The organism is Aidingimonas halophila (assembly GCF_900106955.1).
Taxonomy (GTDB): Bacteria; Pseudomonadota; Gammaproteobacteria; order Pseudomonadales; family Halomonadaceae; genus Aidingimonas; species Aidingimonas halophila.
Window position 1 is genome coordinate 125,312 of record NZ_FNNI01000007.1, and the last position, 15,787, is coordinate 141,098.

General features: G+C 56.7%; 11 protein-coding genes and 2 tRNA genes. 12 read left to right on the plus strand and 1 reads right to left on the minus strand.

Going from position 1 to position 15,787, the window contains the following annotated elements; genetic code table 11:
* The first annotated feature begins 39 nt into the window (after positions 1-39).
* The 3 genes from gltX to BLW01_RS14180 all read left to right on the plus strand — a co-directional run bounded on the left by gltX (position 40) and on the right by BLW01_RS14180 (position 1,770).
* Positions 40-1,518 (plus strand): glutamate--tRNA ligase, encoded by a 1,479-nt coding sequence (gene gltX, locus BLW01_RS14170; RefSeq protein WP_092570852.1) that lies wholly within the window; start codon positions 40-42, stop codon positions 1,516-1,518.
* A gap of 77 nt (positions 1,519-1,595) precedes the next feature.
* Positions 1,596-1,671: transfer RNA gene (locus BLW01_RS14175), tRNA-Ala, on the plus strand.
* A gap of 23 nt (positions 1,672-1,694) precedes the next feature.
* Positions 1,695-1,770: transfer RNA gene (locus BLW01_RS14180), tRNA-Glu, on the plus strand.
* A gap of 608 nt (positions 1,771-2,378) precedes the next feature.
* Here BLW01_RS14180 and gltA read toward each other — a convergent pair.
* Positions 2,379-3,665: a citrate synthase gene (gene gltA, locus BLW01_RS14185; protein WP_092570854.1), complete on the minus strand. Its 1,287-nt coding sequence runs from the start codon at positions 3,663-3,665 to the stop codon at positions 2,379-2,381.
* A 439-nt stretch (positions 3,666-4,104) separates the two neighbouring features.
* Between gltA and sdhC the strand changes: the two genes are divergently transcribed.
* The 9 genes from sdhC to sucD all read left to right on the plus strand — a co-directional run bounded on the left by sdhC (position 4,105) and on the right by sucD (position 15,757).
* Complete coding sequence (sdhC, locus tag BLW01_RS14190) at positions 4,105-4,482, plus strand: succinate dehydrogenase, cytochrome b556 subunit (protein ID WP_092570856.1); 378 nt, start codon at positions 4,105-4,107, stop codon at positions 4,480-4,482.
* Positions 4,476-4,823 (plus strand): succinate dehydrogenase, hydrophobic membrane anchor protein, encoded by a 348-nt coding sequence (sdhD, locus tag BLW01_RS14195; RefSeq protein WP_092570858.1) that lies wholly within the window; start codon positions 4,476-4,478, stop codon positions 4,821-4,823. Before sdhC ends, sdhD begins: the two co-directional genes overlap by 7 nt.
* A 3-nt stretch (positions 4,824-4,826) precedes the next feature.
* On the plus strand, positions 4,827-6,599 hold the full coding sequence (gene sdhA / locus BLW01_RS14200) for a succinate dehydrogenase flavoprotein subunit (RefSeq protein WP_092570860.1): 1,773 nt from the start codon (positions 4,827-4,829) through the stop codon (positions 6,597-6,599).
* Positions 6,600-6,610: 11 nt separating this feature from the next.
* Positions 6,611-7,321: a succinate dehydrogenase iron-sulfur subunit gene (locus BLW01_RS14205; protein ID WP_092570862.1), complete on the plus strand. Its 711-nt coding sequence runs from the start codon at positions 6,611-6,613 to the stop codon at positions 7,319-7,321.
* Between the two features lie 291 nt (positions 7,322-7,612).
* Positions 7,613-10,447 (plus strand): 2-oxoglutarate dehydrogenase E1 component, encoded by a 2,835-nt coding sequence (locus BLW01_RS14210; protein ID WP_092571225.1) that lies wholly within the window; start codon positions 7,613-7,615, stop codon positions 10,445-10,447.
* Positions 10,448-10,488: 41 nt separating this feature from the next.
* Positions 10,489-12,087 carry a 2-oxoglutarate dehydrogenase complex dihydrolipoyllysine-residue succinyltransferase gene (gene odhB / locus BLW01_RS14215; RefSeq protein WP_092570864.1) on the plus strand — a complete coding sequence of 533 codons (1,599 nt, stop codon included), beginning with the start codon at positions 10,489-10,491 and terminating at the stop codon, positions 12,085-12,087.
* Positions 12,088-12,134: 47 nt separating this feature from the next.
* Positions 12,135-13,574, plus strand: coding sequence for a dihydrolipoyl dehydrogenase (gene lpdA / locus BLW01_RS14220; RefSeq protein ID WP_092570866.1), 1,440 nt, complete (start codon positions 12,135-12,137; stop codon positions 13,572-13,574).
* Between the two features lie 144 nt (positions 13,575-13,718).
* Complete coding sequence (sucC, locus tag BLW01_RS14225) at positions 13,719-14,885, plus strand: ADP-forming succinate--CoA ligase subunit beta (RefSeq protein WP_092571227.1); 1,167 nt, start codon at positions 13,719-13,721, stop codon at positions 14,883-14,885.
* Positions 14,885-15,757: a succinate--CoA ligase subunit alpha gene (gene sucD / locus BLW01_RS14230; protein ID WP_092570868.1), complete on the plus strand. Its 873-nt coding sequence runs from the start codon at positions 14,885-14,887 to the stop codon at positions 15,755-15,757. Before sucC ends, sucD begins: the two co-directional genes overlap by 1 nt.
* The last annotated feature ends 30 nt before the right edge of the window (positions 15,758-15,787 follow it).

A 15,787-nucleotide genomic window follows, 5' to 3' on the forward strand; every position in this document is an offset into this window, starting at 1 on the left:
TATAATGCCGCCAGTTCGCTTCCAAGAGATTGAAAGGACATGACTGTACGCACTCGCATCGCTCCATCCCCCACCGGGGATCCACACGTAGGTACCGCCTATATCGCGCTGTTCAATTTATGCTTTGCCCGTCAGCATGGCGGGGAGTTCATCCTGCGCATCGAAGATACCGACCAGGCACGCTCGACGACGGAATCCGAGCAGATGATTCTGGACTCGTTGCGCTGGCTGGGGCTCGAATGGGATGAAGGACCGGATGTCGGCGGTCAATATGGGCCCTATCGGCAGAGTGAGCGTGGTGAGAGCTATGCCGAACATGCTCGACAACTGCTCGATGCCGGCCATGCCTTCAAGTGTTATCGAACGAGTGAAGAACTCGATGCCTTGCGTGAATCACGCAAGGCTGAAGGCCTTCATCTGGCATTGAAGCCCGAGGATCTGGCGTTGCCCGTCGAGGAGGAAGCTCGCCGTGCACGTGAGGGATGGCCTTATGTGATCCGGATGAAAGTGCCGGAAGAGGGGGCCTGTGTCGTTCAGGATATGTTACGGGGTGCCATTGAGGTCGATTGGGCTCAGGTCGATGCACAGATTCTGCTCAAGTCCGATGGCATGCCGACCTATCATCTGGCCAATGTGGTTGATGATCATTTGATGGGTATCACGCATGTCCTGCGGGGAGAGGAATGGATCAATTCTGCACCCAAGCACCAACTTCTCTACGAGTATTTCGGCTGGGACATGCCCGAGCTTTGCCATATGCCGTTGCTGCGCAATCCGGACAAGTCGAAGCTGTCCAAGCGTAAAAATCCCACGTCGATCAACTATTACCGACGCATGGGGTATCTGCCGCAGGCCGTCACCAATTACCTGGGGCGTATGGGCTGGTCCATGCCGGATGACCGAGAAAAGTTTTCACTTGGGGAAATGATGTCTCACTTCGACATCCAGCGTATTTCCCTGGGCGGGCCGGTCTTCGATCTGGACAAGCTGACCTGGCTCAATGGGGTTTATATTCGTGAAGACCTTGATGATGACGGGTTGCTGCAAGCTCTGCGCGAGTGGGCATTCAATGAAGACTATGTGAAGCAAATTCTGCCTCAGGTGAGGCCCAGAGTGGATACGCTGTCGGAAGTGACGCCGTTGGCGGGTCACTTCTTCTCTGGCTTGCCCCCTATCGATGAATCGAGCTTCGAGACTGTCAAGCTGGAGCATGAGACGCTTATCAAGTTGCTGCAATTCCTGGTCTGGCGTCTTGAGGGTGTCACTGCCTGGCACAAGGAAACGCTGCTGGAAGAGGTCAAGGCGTTGGCTGATGCCTTCGAACTCAAAATGAAAATCTTCCTGGCGCCGGTCTTCATCGCCGTTACCGGTTCCCCAACTTCCACCTCGGTGCTCGACGCGATGACCATTCTTGGTTCGGACATGACCCGTGCCCGGTTACGGCATGCCATTGCCGTGCTGGGGGGTGTCTCGAAGAAGCAGGCCAAGCGCTTCGAGAAGGAATACAAGCAGCTGTAAGTTTGAAGCGGCAAGAACAAAAAGTGTTGACGACCCCGGGGCGTATCAGTAATATGCGCTCCGTCTTCACGAGATGCGGGGCCTTAGCTCAGCTGGGAGAGCGCAACACTGGCAGTGTTGAGGTCAGCGGTTCGATCCCGCTAGGCTCCACCAATTTCGTCTTCGATGACAGATGCGTCCCATTCGTCTAGTGGTCCAGGACACCGCCCTTTCACGGCGGTAACAGGGGTTCGAACCCCCTATGGGACGCCACTCTTGTTCATTCCTTTACATCGCTTGTGTTATCTCGCCTGCAAATCCTCTTTGCGCTTGCGAGATGTGATGTCGTCTCTGCTCTCCGAGAAGGGCGAAAAGGCATCCCGTGAAATGCTCCCCGCTAGATAAAATCTGCCTTGTTAACCTTGACAAGCCTCGAAGTTGTCCACGTTCGGCTGTCTGCCTCCATGGATTGTGCACAACACTCATATAAGCTGAATGTTGGAATGAGTTTTCTAATAAATCCATGTAAATCAGTCAATTATGGTTGTTTAAAAATTGACCGATCTAAGTGAAACCCGCTTGTCATGGTGGTTTGTGGAACTTTTCTCAAGCTTATGAACAAGGTTATCCACAGAAAGTGTGGAAAAGGGCCGAGGAGTCGCGACAAGGGCCGATGAGATCGGGGTTCATTGCATCGCAACAAGACTGTCCCGTGGTTGTCACAATGTTGTCGCCTGGCCGTAAAGAGTTTTACAAGACTTGTCACTGACATGGCTTCTGTCGGTTGACTTGGTCGGAAACGCAACGAGGCCGCTTGGAGCGGCCTCGTTGCGTTATCGTCATGGCCGCTTGTAATAGGCGACCATCTACCGGCATGTCGATTACTTGGCGGGGTAGTCGCGTTGGTTGTAACCCACGTAGAGCTGGCGTGGGCGGCCGATCTTGTACTCGCCACTGATCATCTCGTTCCAGTGAGATATCCAGCCGATCGTCCGTGAGACCGCGAAGATCACCGTGAACATGTTGGTGGGAATGCCTATGGCCTTGAGGATAATGCCGGAATAGAAATCGACATTAGGATACAGCTGGCGCTCGATGAAATAGTCGTCTTCGAGGGCGATTTCTTCCAGGCGCTTGGCGATTTTGAGTTGTGGATCGTCGGCCATACCGAGCTCGCCGAGCACCTCGTCACAGGTCTCTTTCATGACCTTGGCGCGTGGATCGAAGCTACGGTAGACGCGATGGCCAAAGCCCATTAGACGGAAGGGATCGTCCTTGTTCTTGGCTCGATCGATATAGCGCTGAATGTTCTCTTCGGATTCATCACCGATTTCATCGAGCATGTTGAGAACGGCCTCGTTGGCACCGCCATGAGCCGGTCCCCACAGGGCGGCGATGCCCGCGCTGATACAGGCGAATGGGTTGGCGCCGGTCGAGCCCGCCAGACGTACCGTGGAGGTGGAGGCGTTCTGCTCGTGATCCGCGTGGAGCATGAAGATGCGATCGATCGCCTTGGCGAAGACCGGATTGATCTTGTACTCCTCGCAGGGGTTGCTGAACATCATGTAGAGGAAATTTTCCGCATAGTTGAGATCATTGCGCGGATAATTGAACGGTTGGCCGATATTGTATTTATAGGACATCGCGGCCAGCGTCGGCATTTTGGCGATCAGGCGGATCGCGCTGATGCGACGGTCTTCTTCACGCGTGATGTTCATGTGATCATGATAGAAGGCAGCCAGTCCGCCAACGACGCCGCATAGTATCGACATCGGGTGAGCGTCGCGGCGGAATCCCTTGTAAAAGTTGGCCAACTGCTCATGAACCATGGTGTGGTTACGAATATTGGCCTCGAACTCGCGATACTCTTCCTGACTGGGAAGTTCGCCATTCAACAGCAGGTAGCAGAGCTCGACGAAGTTGGAGTGTTCGGCCAATTGACCGATCGGATAGCCGCGGTGAAGCAGGACACCGTTGGCGCCATCAATATACGTGATCGCCGATTGGCATGACGAAGTCGCCATGAATCCCGGGTCATAAGTGAAGAGCCCTTCGGCTGTCAGGCTTCTGATGTCGATGACATCTGGGCCAGCGCTACCGGAATAGACAGGAAATTCGATTACCTTGTCCAGCCCTTCGATCGTTAACTGCGCTTTCCTGTCAGCCATGGGTGGCCTCCTCATTATTTACTGTGTCAGACGATAAGTCGTTGTCTCGTGTACTATGTCGGGCAAAAAAGTTAGCCCACTATAGAAGTGTTCCGGGGATTGTCAATTAGCCCATTGGGCAGAGGCTTATGCGCTGCTTTGATTTCTATACATGTGTTGTATAATAAATGGTGCTCTGCATCATTTTGAGCTATTTTGCGCTCATGGATGCGAGGGTCAAGTATCCGATAGGTTCAATCAGGGGTGACAGAAAACCGGATGATGACGAAGGCCGATTTGTCATACTTGGCCCGTGCCCCTATAATCGCACCCCGCACGATCGCTAGGAATTGCTTTCGTGTCGACTTGGCAAACGGCCGAGCCCTTCCTCAAAACCACCGCCCGCTCGGGCAAACGCCCGGCGCAGACATGAGCGGGCCAAGAGAGTGTGTAAAGAGCCGTGAATAGCAAACGACCCGTAAACCTCGACCTCTCCACGATAACGTTTCCCCTCCCGGCGCTAACGTCGATTGCCCACCGCATCACTGGCATCATTCTTTTCATTGGATTGATCTTCGCCTTCTGGGCGCTCGACGTATCGTTGTCGTCGCCGCAAGGGTTTGAAGCCGTCCGTGATGCTCTGGCCCACAATATACTGGCCAAGCTGGTTGCCTGGGGGCTGTTGTCGGCGCTCGCCTTCCACTTCGTCGCCGGTATCAAGCACCTGCTGATGGATATCAACATTGGCGTGACCCTGGAAGGCGGCGTACGTAAATCGCAGATCACCGTGGTGGTCAGTGCGGTACTGGTGATTCTGGCAGGAGTCTGGGTATGGTAACCAATATCACGAATTTCGGTCGCAGTGGCCTCTCGGACTGGCTGATTCAGCGTGTTTCCGCCATTATCCTGGCAGTCTACACGCTCTTCATGGTCGGCTTCCTGCTGTTCAATCCGGGACTGGATTTCGACACCTGGAGTGGACTGTTCAGCCAGACCTGGATGCGTATCTTCTCCTTGTTGGCGTTCGTTTCCATTGCCGCTCATGCCTGGATAGGTTTGTGGACCGTCACGACCGACTATCTCAAGCCGACCGGTATCCGGGTCGCTGTCCAGACCATCATCATCCTGGTCATCTTCGTTTTTCTGGTGTGGGGCGTTCAAGTCCTGTGGGGAGCCTGATTCATGTCTAGCATGCGTAGCCTGACATTCGATGCAATCATTATCGGTGGCGGTGGCTCCGGTTTGCGTGCCGCTCTGGAGCTGGCCAAGTCCGGCAAAAAGACCGCTGTCCTGTCCAAAGTCTTTCCGACACGCTCGCATACGGTATCCGCTCAAGGTGGTATCACCTGTGCCATTGCCTCCGCCGATCCCAACGACGACTGGCGCTGGCACATGTACGACACCGTCAAGGGTGGCGACTATATCACCGATCAGGAAGCGGCCGAGTACATGTGTTCCGAAGGCCCGAAGGCCGTGTTCGAACTGGAGCACATGGGGCTGCCTTTCTCTCGTTTCGATAATGGGCGGATCTATCAACGTCCTTTCGGTGGTCAGTCGAAGGACTTCGGTAAGGGCGGCCAGGCCGCGCGAACCTGTGCAGCAGCCGACCGTACCGGCCATGCGTTATTACACACGCTGTATCAGAACAACCTGAAGAACAACACCACCTTTCTCAACGAGTGGTATGCCGTCGACCTGGTCAAGAACGCCAATGGCGATGTGGTCGGCTGTATCTCTATGGACATCGAGACAGGCGAAGTGGTTCACGTCAAGGCCAAGGCTACGGTACTGGCGACCGGCGGTGCGGGTCGTATTTACGCATCGACCACCAATGCCCTGATCAATACGGGTGATGGTATCGGCATGGCGCTTCGAGCCGGATTCCCGATGCAGGATATGGAAATGTGGCAGTTCCACCCCACCGGCATCCATGGTGCCGGCGTACTGGTGACCGAAGGGTGTCGTGGTGAGGGCGGTTATCTGATCAACAAGGACGGCGAACGTTTCATGGAGCGTTATGCGCCCAACGCCAAGGACTTGGCTGGCCGCGATGTGGTGGCGCGTTCCATGGTCATGGAAATGTTCGAGGGGCGCGGTTGCGGTGAAAATGGCGACCATGTCTATCTCAAGCTCGACCACCTGGGCGAGGACGTCCTCGGCAAGCGCCTCCCGGGAATTGTCGAGCTTTCCAAGACTTTCGCCCAAGTCGATCCGGCCAAGGAACCCATCCCTGTCGTGCCGACCTGCCACTACATGATGGGCGGGATTCCCACCAATGTGCATGGGCAAGCCATTACCCAGGATGCCGACGGCAATGACAAACTGGTCAATGGGTTGTTTGCCTGCGGTGAGGCGGCTTGTGTCTCCGTGCATGGCGCCAACCGCCTCGGGGGGAACTCACTGCTCGACCTGGTGGTCTTCGGCCGTGCTGCCGGGATGTACATCGAGAGTGCGCTGAATGACGGGGTCGATTACCTCGCGGCCACTGACTCCGATGTCGAGTTTGCCATGTCTCGGATCAACCGCTGGGATGAATCCAGTGGCGGCGAGTCGGTGCCGTCGCTCAAGGCCGAATTGCAGGATGTCATGCAGAATGCCTTCGGCGTGTTCCGTCAGGAAGACAACATGCAGGAAGGCGTCAAGAAACTGGCGGACTTGCGTGAGCGTATCAATAATGCCCATCTCGGCGACAAGTCGAAGGCCTTCAATACCGCTCGCGTCGAGGCGTTGGAACTGGACAACCTGATGGAAGTGGCGGAAGCGACCGCGGTCTCAGCGCTGGAACGCAAGGAGAGTCGTGGCGCGCATTCCCGTTATGACTATCCGGACCGTGACGACGTCAATTGGTTGAAGCACTCGTTGTACTTCCCGGTTGAGAAGAAGCTTGGCAAGCGCGATGTCAACTTCACGCCGAAAACGGTCGATACCTTCGAGCCGAAAGTCCGCACCTATTGAGGGAGTCCACGATGTCAATGCTTCAGGTATCCGTGTATCGCTACAATCCTGAAACCGACTCCGCACCTTATATGCAGGAGTTTCAGGTGGACACCCAGGGCCGTGACCTGATGGTCCTGAACGTCCTGTCGATGATCAAGGAACAGGACAGCTCCATGGCCTATCGTCGGAGTTGCCGCGAAGGGGTTTGTGGTTCCGATGGCATGAACATGAACGGCAAGAACGGTCTGGCTTGCATTACGCCACTGTCCGAGGTCGTGAAGAAGGGCAAACTGGTCCTCAGGCCGCTTCCGGGATTACCGGTCATTCGTGACCTGGTGGTCGATATGGGGGTGTTCTATGAACAGTTCGAGCGGATCCAGCCGTACTTGCAAAACGATGAGCCGGCGCCGGCCATAGAGCGTCTACAGTCACCGGAGGATCGCGACAAGCTCGACGGGCTGTATGAGTGTATCCTGTGTGCATGTTGTTCCACTGCCTGCCCGTCGTTCTGGTGGAATCCGGATAAATTCGTGGGGCCGGCCGGACTTTTGCAAGCGTATCGCTTCCTGGCGGATTCTCGTGATACCGCCACGCGGGAACGGTTGGCTGATCTCGAGGATCCATTCTCGGTATTCCGTTGCCGCGGCATCATGAATTGTGTGGCCGTGTGTCCCAAAGGACTCAATCCCACACGAGCGATTGGCAAGATTCGAGAGATGTTGCTGGCCAATGCCACTTAAACCTGAGCGCTAGGCTTGCTACCATAGGTGCCGGTTTTTTGGCTGCGACTATGTGCCGCGATCAATGGCGATTGCGACGAGATTCATGGTGTGGCGTAAAACGGCACCCGTATTCAGAAGCCGGTGCCAAGAGGCATCGGCTTCTGACAATGCGCAGCCAGGCTCCCGTGACATCAGATGATCGGGAGTGCCGGAAAGATGACCGCCCGAGCCGGCAGGGCATCACCAGAGCTGGAACGGCAACTCGTATCCAGCCCCGATAACACCCCATCAGTGCAGGGTGACCGAGAGATGCAACAAGGCATAATGGAGTTGATGTGGCGCACATCACACATGAGCGGCGGAAACGCTCATTATGTGGAGGCGCTTTACGAACAGTACCTCGTCGATCCCAATGCTGTCCCCGACGAATGGCGCAACTACTTCGACCGATTACCGCGCCCGGAAGGCAGCGCTTCCTACGATGTTCCACTCGGCCCGATCCGCGAACAATTCTACCAGCTAGGCCAGAATCAACGTACGACACACGCAGCTGCACCTGTTGATAACGAGGAAAGCCGGAAACAGGTCCGAGTTCTCCAGCTGATCAATGCGTATCGCTTCCGTGGCCATCAAAAGGCCGACATCGATCCGCTGAATCTGCGTAGTCAGAATCCCGTCCCCGATCTCGACCTCTCCTTCCACCAGTTGTCGAAAGCCGACCTGGATACCGAGTTTCAGACCGGCTCTCTATTCCTGGGCAAGGATAAGGCCCCCCTCAAGGAGATCGTTGAAGCGCTCGAGCATACTTACTGCCGCTCGATTGGCTGTGAGTTCATGCACATCGTCAATACGGATGAGAAACGCTGGCTTCAGCAGCGCTTCGAGTCAGTGCGCTCGAAGCCGAAATTCAGTGACGAAGTGCGTAAACATCTGCTCGAACGTCTGACAGCAGCGGAAGGCCTGGAGAGCTACCTGGCCTCGAAATATCCTGGCACCAAGCGGTTCGGTCTGGAAGGTGGCGAAACCTTCATTCCCATGATGGATGAATTGATCCAGCGTTCCGGCGGTTATGGGACCAAGGAAGTCGTCATCGGTATGGCTCACCGCGGACGTCTGAACCTGCTGGTCAATATTCTGGGTAAGAGCCCTTCCGAGCTGATCGAGGAATTCGATGGCAAGAAAGTCATCGAGCAGGGTTCGGGGGACGTCAAATACCATCAGGGCTTCAGTTCGAATGTCATGACACCGGGTGGCGAAGTCCACCTGGCGCTAGCGTTCAACCCCTCGCACCTCGAGATCGTCTCGCCGGTGGTCGAAGGTTCGGTGCGAGCTCGACAGGACCGTCGTGAAGACGCCGATGGAACCCTGGTGTTGCCGATCAACGTGCACGGTGACGCGGCTTTTGCCGGCCAGGGTGTGGTCATGGAGACATTTCAGATGTCCCAGACCCGCGCTTATCGGACCGGTGGTACGGTGCATATCATCATCAACAACCAGGTCGGGTTCACGACATCGCATCCGCAGGATACGCGCTCCACTGAATACTGCACCGATATCGCCAAGATGGTGCAGGCACCGATTTTCCATGTGAACGGTGATGATCCGGATGCCATCCTGCATGCCACTCAGGTGGCGTTGGATTATCGCCAGCAATTCCAGAAGGACGTGGTGATCGATCTGGTTTGCTATCGTCGCCGGGGTCACAATGAAGCCGATGAGCCTTCCGGTACTCAGCCGATGATGTACCAGAAGATCAAGGATCACCCGTCATCGCGTGCCTTGTATGCCAAACGTCTGGCCGAAGATGGTGTGCTTTCCGAAGATGACACCAAGGCGCTGATCGATCAATATCGTGAAGACTTGATGGCGGGAAACCATGTGGCCAATGCCCTGGTCAAGGAGCCCAACAAGTCGTTGTTTGTCGACTGGACTCCTTATCTCGGCCACGAATGGACCGGCAATGCCGATACCACGGTCGACATGAAGCGCATGCAGCAGCTTGCGACACGGATGTGCGAGATCCCCGACGGCGTACAGACCCAGCGCCAGGTGGCGAAGATTTATGAAGATCGCCGCAAGATGCTGGCCGGGGGGATGGCGGTCAACTGGGGATTTGCCGAGACTCTGGCTTATGCCACGCTGTTGGATGAGGGGCATCCGATCCGGTTGACCGGGCAGGATAGTGGTCGTGGGACCTTCTCCCATCGCCATGCGGTCGTGCATAACCAGAAGGATGGCAGTACCTATGTGCCGCTTGAGCACATCAGGGATGGGCAGCCGCGTTTCACCATCCACGACTCCTTCCTTTCGGAAGAGGCGGTGCTGGCATTCGAGTATGGCTATGCCACAACGGTACCGAATGCCTTGATCATCTGGGAGGCCCAGTTCGGCGACTTCTTTAATGGCGCCCAGGTGGTGGTCGACCAATTCATATCTTCCGGTGAGACCAAGTGGGGCCGCCTGTGCGGTTTGACCATGCTGTTGCCGCACGGCTATGAAGGGCAGGGACCCGAACACTCGTCTGCGCGCCTCGAGCGATTCTTGCAGCTGTGCGCCGAGCACAACATGCAGGTCTGTGTACCCACGACACCGGCCCAGATATTCCATCTGCTACGTCGGCAGGTCATCCGGCCATTGCGCAAGCCGCTGGTGGTGATGTCGCCCAAGAGCCTGCTGCGCCACAAGGAAGCGACGTCGAATCTGGATGAGTTGGCCAACGGTCGATTCCAGATGGTCTTGCCAGATCAAGGCAAGCTGGACCCGGAAACGGTCAGACGCGTGATTCTGTGTTCCGGCAAGGTCTATTACGATCTGACGACTTACCGTACCGACAACGAGCGTGACGATACGGCGATTGTCCGCATCGAGCAGCTCTATCCGTTTCCCAAGGAGGAGTTGTTCGAGACCCTCAAGGCCTATGCCAACATCGAACAAGTGGTCTGGTGCCAGGAAGAGCCTCTTAACCAGGGAGCGTGGTACCAAAGTCAGCACCACATGCGCATGGTCGCCGACATGTTGCACGAGGGCTTGGGGCAGGAGCTCAAATTTGCCGGACGTCCGGCGTCAGCGGCACCCGCAGCGGGCTATATGTCCGTTCACGTTGAACAGCAGCGCCAACTGGTGAATGACGCCTTCAATGCATAAAGCGTCTTCATCGGGAAGAGAGAACTCACAAGGGAAACGACATGGCTACCGAGATCAAAGCGCCAACCTTTCCGGAATCCGTTGCCGAAGGCAGCGTAGCGGCTTGGCACAAGAAGCCGGGTGACAGCGTCGAGCGAGACGAACTGATCGTCGAAATCGAGACTGACAAGGTGGTGCTGGAGGTCGTCGCGCCGGATGCCGGCACACTGACCGAGATCCAGGCGAATGAAGGCGATACTGTGGCATCCGAGCAGGTGCTTGGCCTGCTGGGTGCCGCTGAGGACAAGCCGGCGGGAGAAGGTTCCGCCACCAAGGGGGAAGATAAGCAGACCGATACCAAGGCAGAGAAAGGCGATGGCGACGCCAAGCCCGAGTCTCCGGCTGCCTCCGGTCAGACGCATGACGTCAAGGCGCCGACGTTCCCGGAGTCGATCCAGGAAGGTACCGTCGCGAGTTGGAATAAAAAGGTCGGCGAAGCCGCCAAGCGTGATGAGGTGCTGGCGGAAATCGAAACCGACAAGGTGGTGTTGGAAGTCGTGGCACCCGCTGATGGCGCGTTGAGCGAAATCAAGGTCGAAGAAGGCAGTCAGGTGACCTCCGAACAGGTCCTGGCAACCTTTGCAGAAGGCGCGGGTGATGGTGCTTCGAGCACGAAACCTGAAGCGAGTGGAGCGAGCGCTGAAGCAACCTCGGACAGCAGCGGTGGCGGCGAGTCCGAGAAGGTCGGAGACAAGATTCTGGCCCCGGCTGCACGCAAGCTGGCTGCCGAGCACGATCTGGATGTCAGCAAGATCGAGGGGACCGGCAAAGGGGGGCGCGTGCTCAAGGAGGATGTCCAGAAGGCCGTGAAGGACGGCAGCGCCAAGAAAGCGGCACCCCAACAGCCAGCGGCATCAGCACCTGCTCAGGCAGCAACTGCTGCACCACCGGTCGAGGGTGAGCGTCCTGAGAAGCGGGTGCCGATGAGCCGTCTGCGCCAGACCATTGCCAAGCGACTGGTTCAGGCACAGCAAACGGCTGCCATGCTGACCACCTACAATGAGGTGGACATGACCGAGGTCATGGCTCTGCGTGCCCAATACAAGGACACCTTCCTCAAGAAGCATGATACCAAGCTGGGTTTCATGGGCTTCTTCGTCAAGGCATCGAGTGAGGCGCTCAAGCGATTCCCCGATGTCAACGCGTCGATCGATGGTACCGATATCGTCTATCACGGGTACCAGGACATCGGTGTCGCGGTATCCACTGACCGGGGACTGGTCGTACCGGTGCTGCGTGATACGGACAGCATGAAGGTTGCCGATGTCGAAAAGCAGATCGTTGATTTCGGCACGCGTGCACGCGATGGCAAGCTGGGCATCGACGAGATGCAAGGTGGCACCTTTACGATCACCAACGGAGGTATCTTCGGCTCATTGATGTCGACGCCGATTCTCAATCCGCCGCAAACGGCGATCATGGGGATGCACAAGATCCAGGAGCGTCCCATGGCGGTGAACGGCAAGGTGGAAATTCGCCCGATGATGTATCTGGCGCTTTCGTATGACCACCGCATGATCGATGGCAAAGACGCCGTGCAGTTCCTGGTGACGATCAAGGAACTACTAGAGGATCCGGCACGTTTGTTGCTGGACGTCTAAGCTCCACAACGTATTCCTCGCGAACCGACGAAACAGGAAACACATTCATGGCCGATAAATTTGATGTCATTGTCATTGGCGCGGGCCCGGGTGGCTATGTTGCTGCCATTCGCGCAGCACAACTGGGGCTCAAGACCGCCTGTGTCGAGAAGTGGGTCAACAAGGAGGGCAAGACCGTCCATGGCGGTACTTGCCTGAACGTGGGGTGCATTCCCTCCAAGGCGCTGCTGGAGACGTCGCACAAGTTCGTCGAGGCGCGTGATCACTACAATGAAATCGGCATCGAAGTGGGTGAGCCGACGCCCAACGTTGCCAAGATGCATGAGTTCAAGGAGCAGGTGATTGCCAAGAACGTCGGAGGCATCAGCGCTCTGTTCAAGGCCAATGGGGTGACGGCACTGGAAGGCAGCGGCAAGGTGCTTTCCAGCAAGCAGGTTGAAGTCACCGGTCATGATGGCGAAAAGGCGACTTATGAAGCCGACAATATCGTCATCGCCTCTGGTTCGGTACCGGTGGAAATCCCTCCGACACCATTGACGGAAGGGTTGATCGTCAACTCGACGGGCGCGCTCGAATTCGAAGAAGTTCCCAAGCGTCTTGGAGTCATCGGTGCCGGTGTCATCGGCTTGGAACTGGGCAGTGTATGGAACCGGCTCGGTAGTGAGGTGACCATGCTCGAAGCGATGGACACCTTTTTGCCCATGGTCGACAAGGACATTGCCAAGGAGACCCAGAAGCTGCTCAAGAAGCAGGGGCTGGACATTCGTCTCGGGACGCGTGTTACCGGGTCCGAGATCAAGGACAATGAAGTGGTTGTCAAGTACGCCGATGCCGAAGGTGAAAAGGAGATCACGTTCGACAAGCTGATCGTTTGTGTCGGACGTCGCCCCTACACCGAGGCCCTGCTGGGTGAAGATGCCGGTGTCAATCTGGACGAACGTGGATTCATCTTCGTTGATGACCAGTGCCGTACCAGTGTCCCGGGTGTCTATGCCATCGGCGATTGTGTGCGTGGTCAGATGCTGGCCCACAAGGCGTCTGAAGAAGGCATGATGGTGGCTGATATCATCGCCGGCCATAAAGCCGAGATGAATTACGATGCCATCCCCTGTGTCATTTATACGTCACCGGAAGTCGCCTGGGTCGGCATGACCGAACAGGATGCCAAGGCGGCTGGTATTGAAGTGAAGACCGGCTCCTTCCCCTTCTCCGCCAATGGGCGGGCATTGGCCAACAATGCAGCAGAAGGAAGCGCCAAGGTGATTGCCGATGCCGAGACCGACCGCATCCTGGGCATGCATATCGTCAGTCAGCACGCCGGTGAACTGATCGCGCAAGGCGTGATTGCCATGGAGTTCGGCTCCAGTGCCGAAGATATCGCTCTGACCTGCTATGCGCATCCGAGCACCTCCGAGGCGATCCATGAAGCCGCCTTGGCGGTCGATGGTCATGCCATTCACATGGCCAATCGCAAAAAGCGCAAGTAACCGATGAACAACAAGCGCCACCTGCGGGTGGCGCGTCGCTTCCGGCCATGTATCGGAAGCTGACGGGGGCAATCTGGGGAGCATCCTTTAGCGATGGCGTACCGGATTGCCGTTCGAATCACATGCAACCAATGGCATGAATCGATGAACCTTCACGAGTATCAGAGCAAACAACTGTTTGCCGATTATGGACTGCCCGTGTCCAAGGGCTTTGCCGTGGACACTCCCGAGGAGGCGCTCGAAGCCTGCAAGAAGATCGGTGGCGAGATGTGGGTCGTCAAGGCTCAGGTCCACGCCGGTGGTCGAGGTAAGGCCGGTGGCGTCAAACTGATCAAGAGCCCGGAGGAGGCCAAGGCCTTCGCCGAGCAGTGGCTGGGCAAGAATCTGGTCACCTTCCAGACCGACGAGAACGGTCAGCCGGTGTCCAAGATCCTGGTCGAGAACTGCACGGATATCGCCAATGAGCTTTACTTGGGCGCCGTTGTCGATCGTGGCACGCGTCGTGTGGTCTTCATGGCCTCCACTGAGGGCGGTGTCGAAATTGAAAAGGTCGCCGAGGAAACACCGGAGAAGATCCTCAAGGCCGAGATCGATCCGCTGGTGGGTGCCCAACCATACCAGGCACGCGAACTGGCCTTCGCTCTGGGTCTGAAGGGCGATCAGATCAAGCAGTTCACCAAGATCTTCCTGGGACTTTCCAAGATGTTCCATGACAAGGATCTGGCGCTGCTGGAGATCAACCCGCTGGTGATTACCGAGCAGGGCCATCTTCACTGCCTCGATGCCAAGGTCAACCTGGATGGCAATGCGCTTTATCGTCATCCCGACCTGCAGGCCATGCGCGATCCCTCGCAGGAGGATCAGCGTGAGGCCGAGGCACAGGAGTGGGATCTCAACTATGTGGCGTTGGACGGCAATATCGGCTGTATGGTCAATGGTGCCGGCCTGGCCATGGGTACCATGGATATCATCAAGCTCAATGGCGGTCAGCCGGCCAACTTCCTCGATGTGGGCGGCGGTGCCACCAAGGAGCGTGTGGCGGAAGCCTTCAAGATCATTCTTTCCGACACCTCCGTGAAGGCCGTTCTGGTCAATATCTTCGGTGGTATCGTGCGGTGTGACATGATCGCCGAGGGGATTATCGGTGCCGTCGAGCAGGTCGGCGTCAACGTACCTGTCGTGGTGCGTCTCGAAGGTAACAACGCCGAGCTGGGTGCCGAGAAACTGGCTTCCAGTGGTTTGAACATTATCGCTGCAACCAGCTTGACCGATGCGGCACAGCAAGTCGTCAAGGCAGCGGAGGGCAAGTAATGAGCATCTTGATCGACAAGAACACCAAGGTCATCTGCCAGGGTTTCACTGGTGGACAGGGGACCTTCCACTCCGAGCAGGCGATTGCTTATGGTACCCGGATGGTCGGCGGTGTGACGCCGGGTAAGGGCGGCCAGGAGCATCTGGGGTTGCCGGTATTCAACACCGTGAAGGAAGCGGTGAAAGAAACCGGGGCCGAAGCCAGCGTCATCTATGTTCCGGCGCCGTTCTGCAAGGATTCTATCCTTGAAGCCGCCAATGCCGGCATCAAGCTGATCGTATGCATTACCGAAGGCATTCCGACACTGGACATGCTCGACGTCAAGGTGAAGTGCGACGAGCTGGGTGTTCAGCTCATCGGCCCCAACTGCCCCGGCGTCATCACTCCGGACGAGTGCAAGATCGGCATCATGCCTGGCCATATTCACAAGTCGGGCAAAGTCGGTATCGTATCCCGTTCGGGCACCTTGACCTATGAAGCGGTCAAGCAGACCACCGATCATGGCTTCGGCCAGTCGACCTGCGTGGGTATCGGTGGTGATCCGATCCCCGGCTCGACCTTCATCGATATCCTCGAGAAGTTCGAGAAGGACGACAAGACCGAAGCGATCGTCATGATCGGTGAAATCGGGGGTACTGCGGAAGAAGAGGCTGCCGCCTTCATCAAGGCCAACGTCTCCAAACCGGTCGTTGCCTATATTGCCGGTGTGACGGCCCCTCCGGGTAAACGCATGGGGCATGCCGGTGCGATCATCGCTGGAGGCAAGGGCACTGCCGACGAGAAGTTCGGTGCGTTGGAATCTGCAGGCGTCAAGACCGTCCGCTCGCTGGCGGAAATCGGTGATGCGCTGAAGGAAGCAGCCGGCTGGTGAGCCGCGGTTACGCTTCATGCACAGGCACTG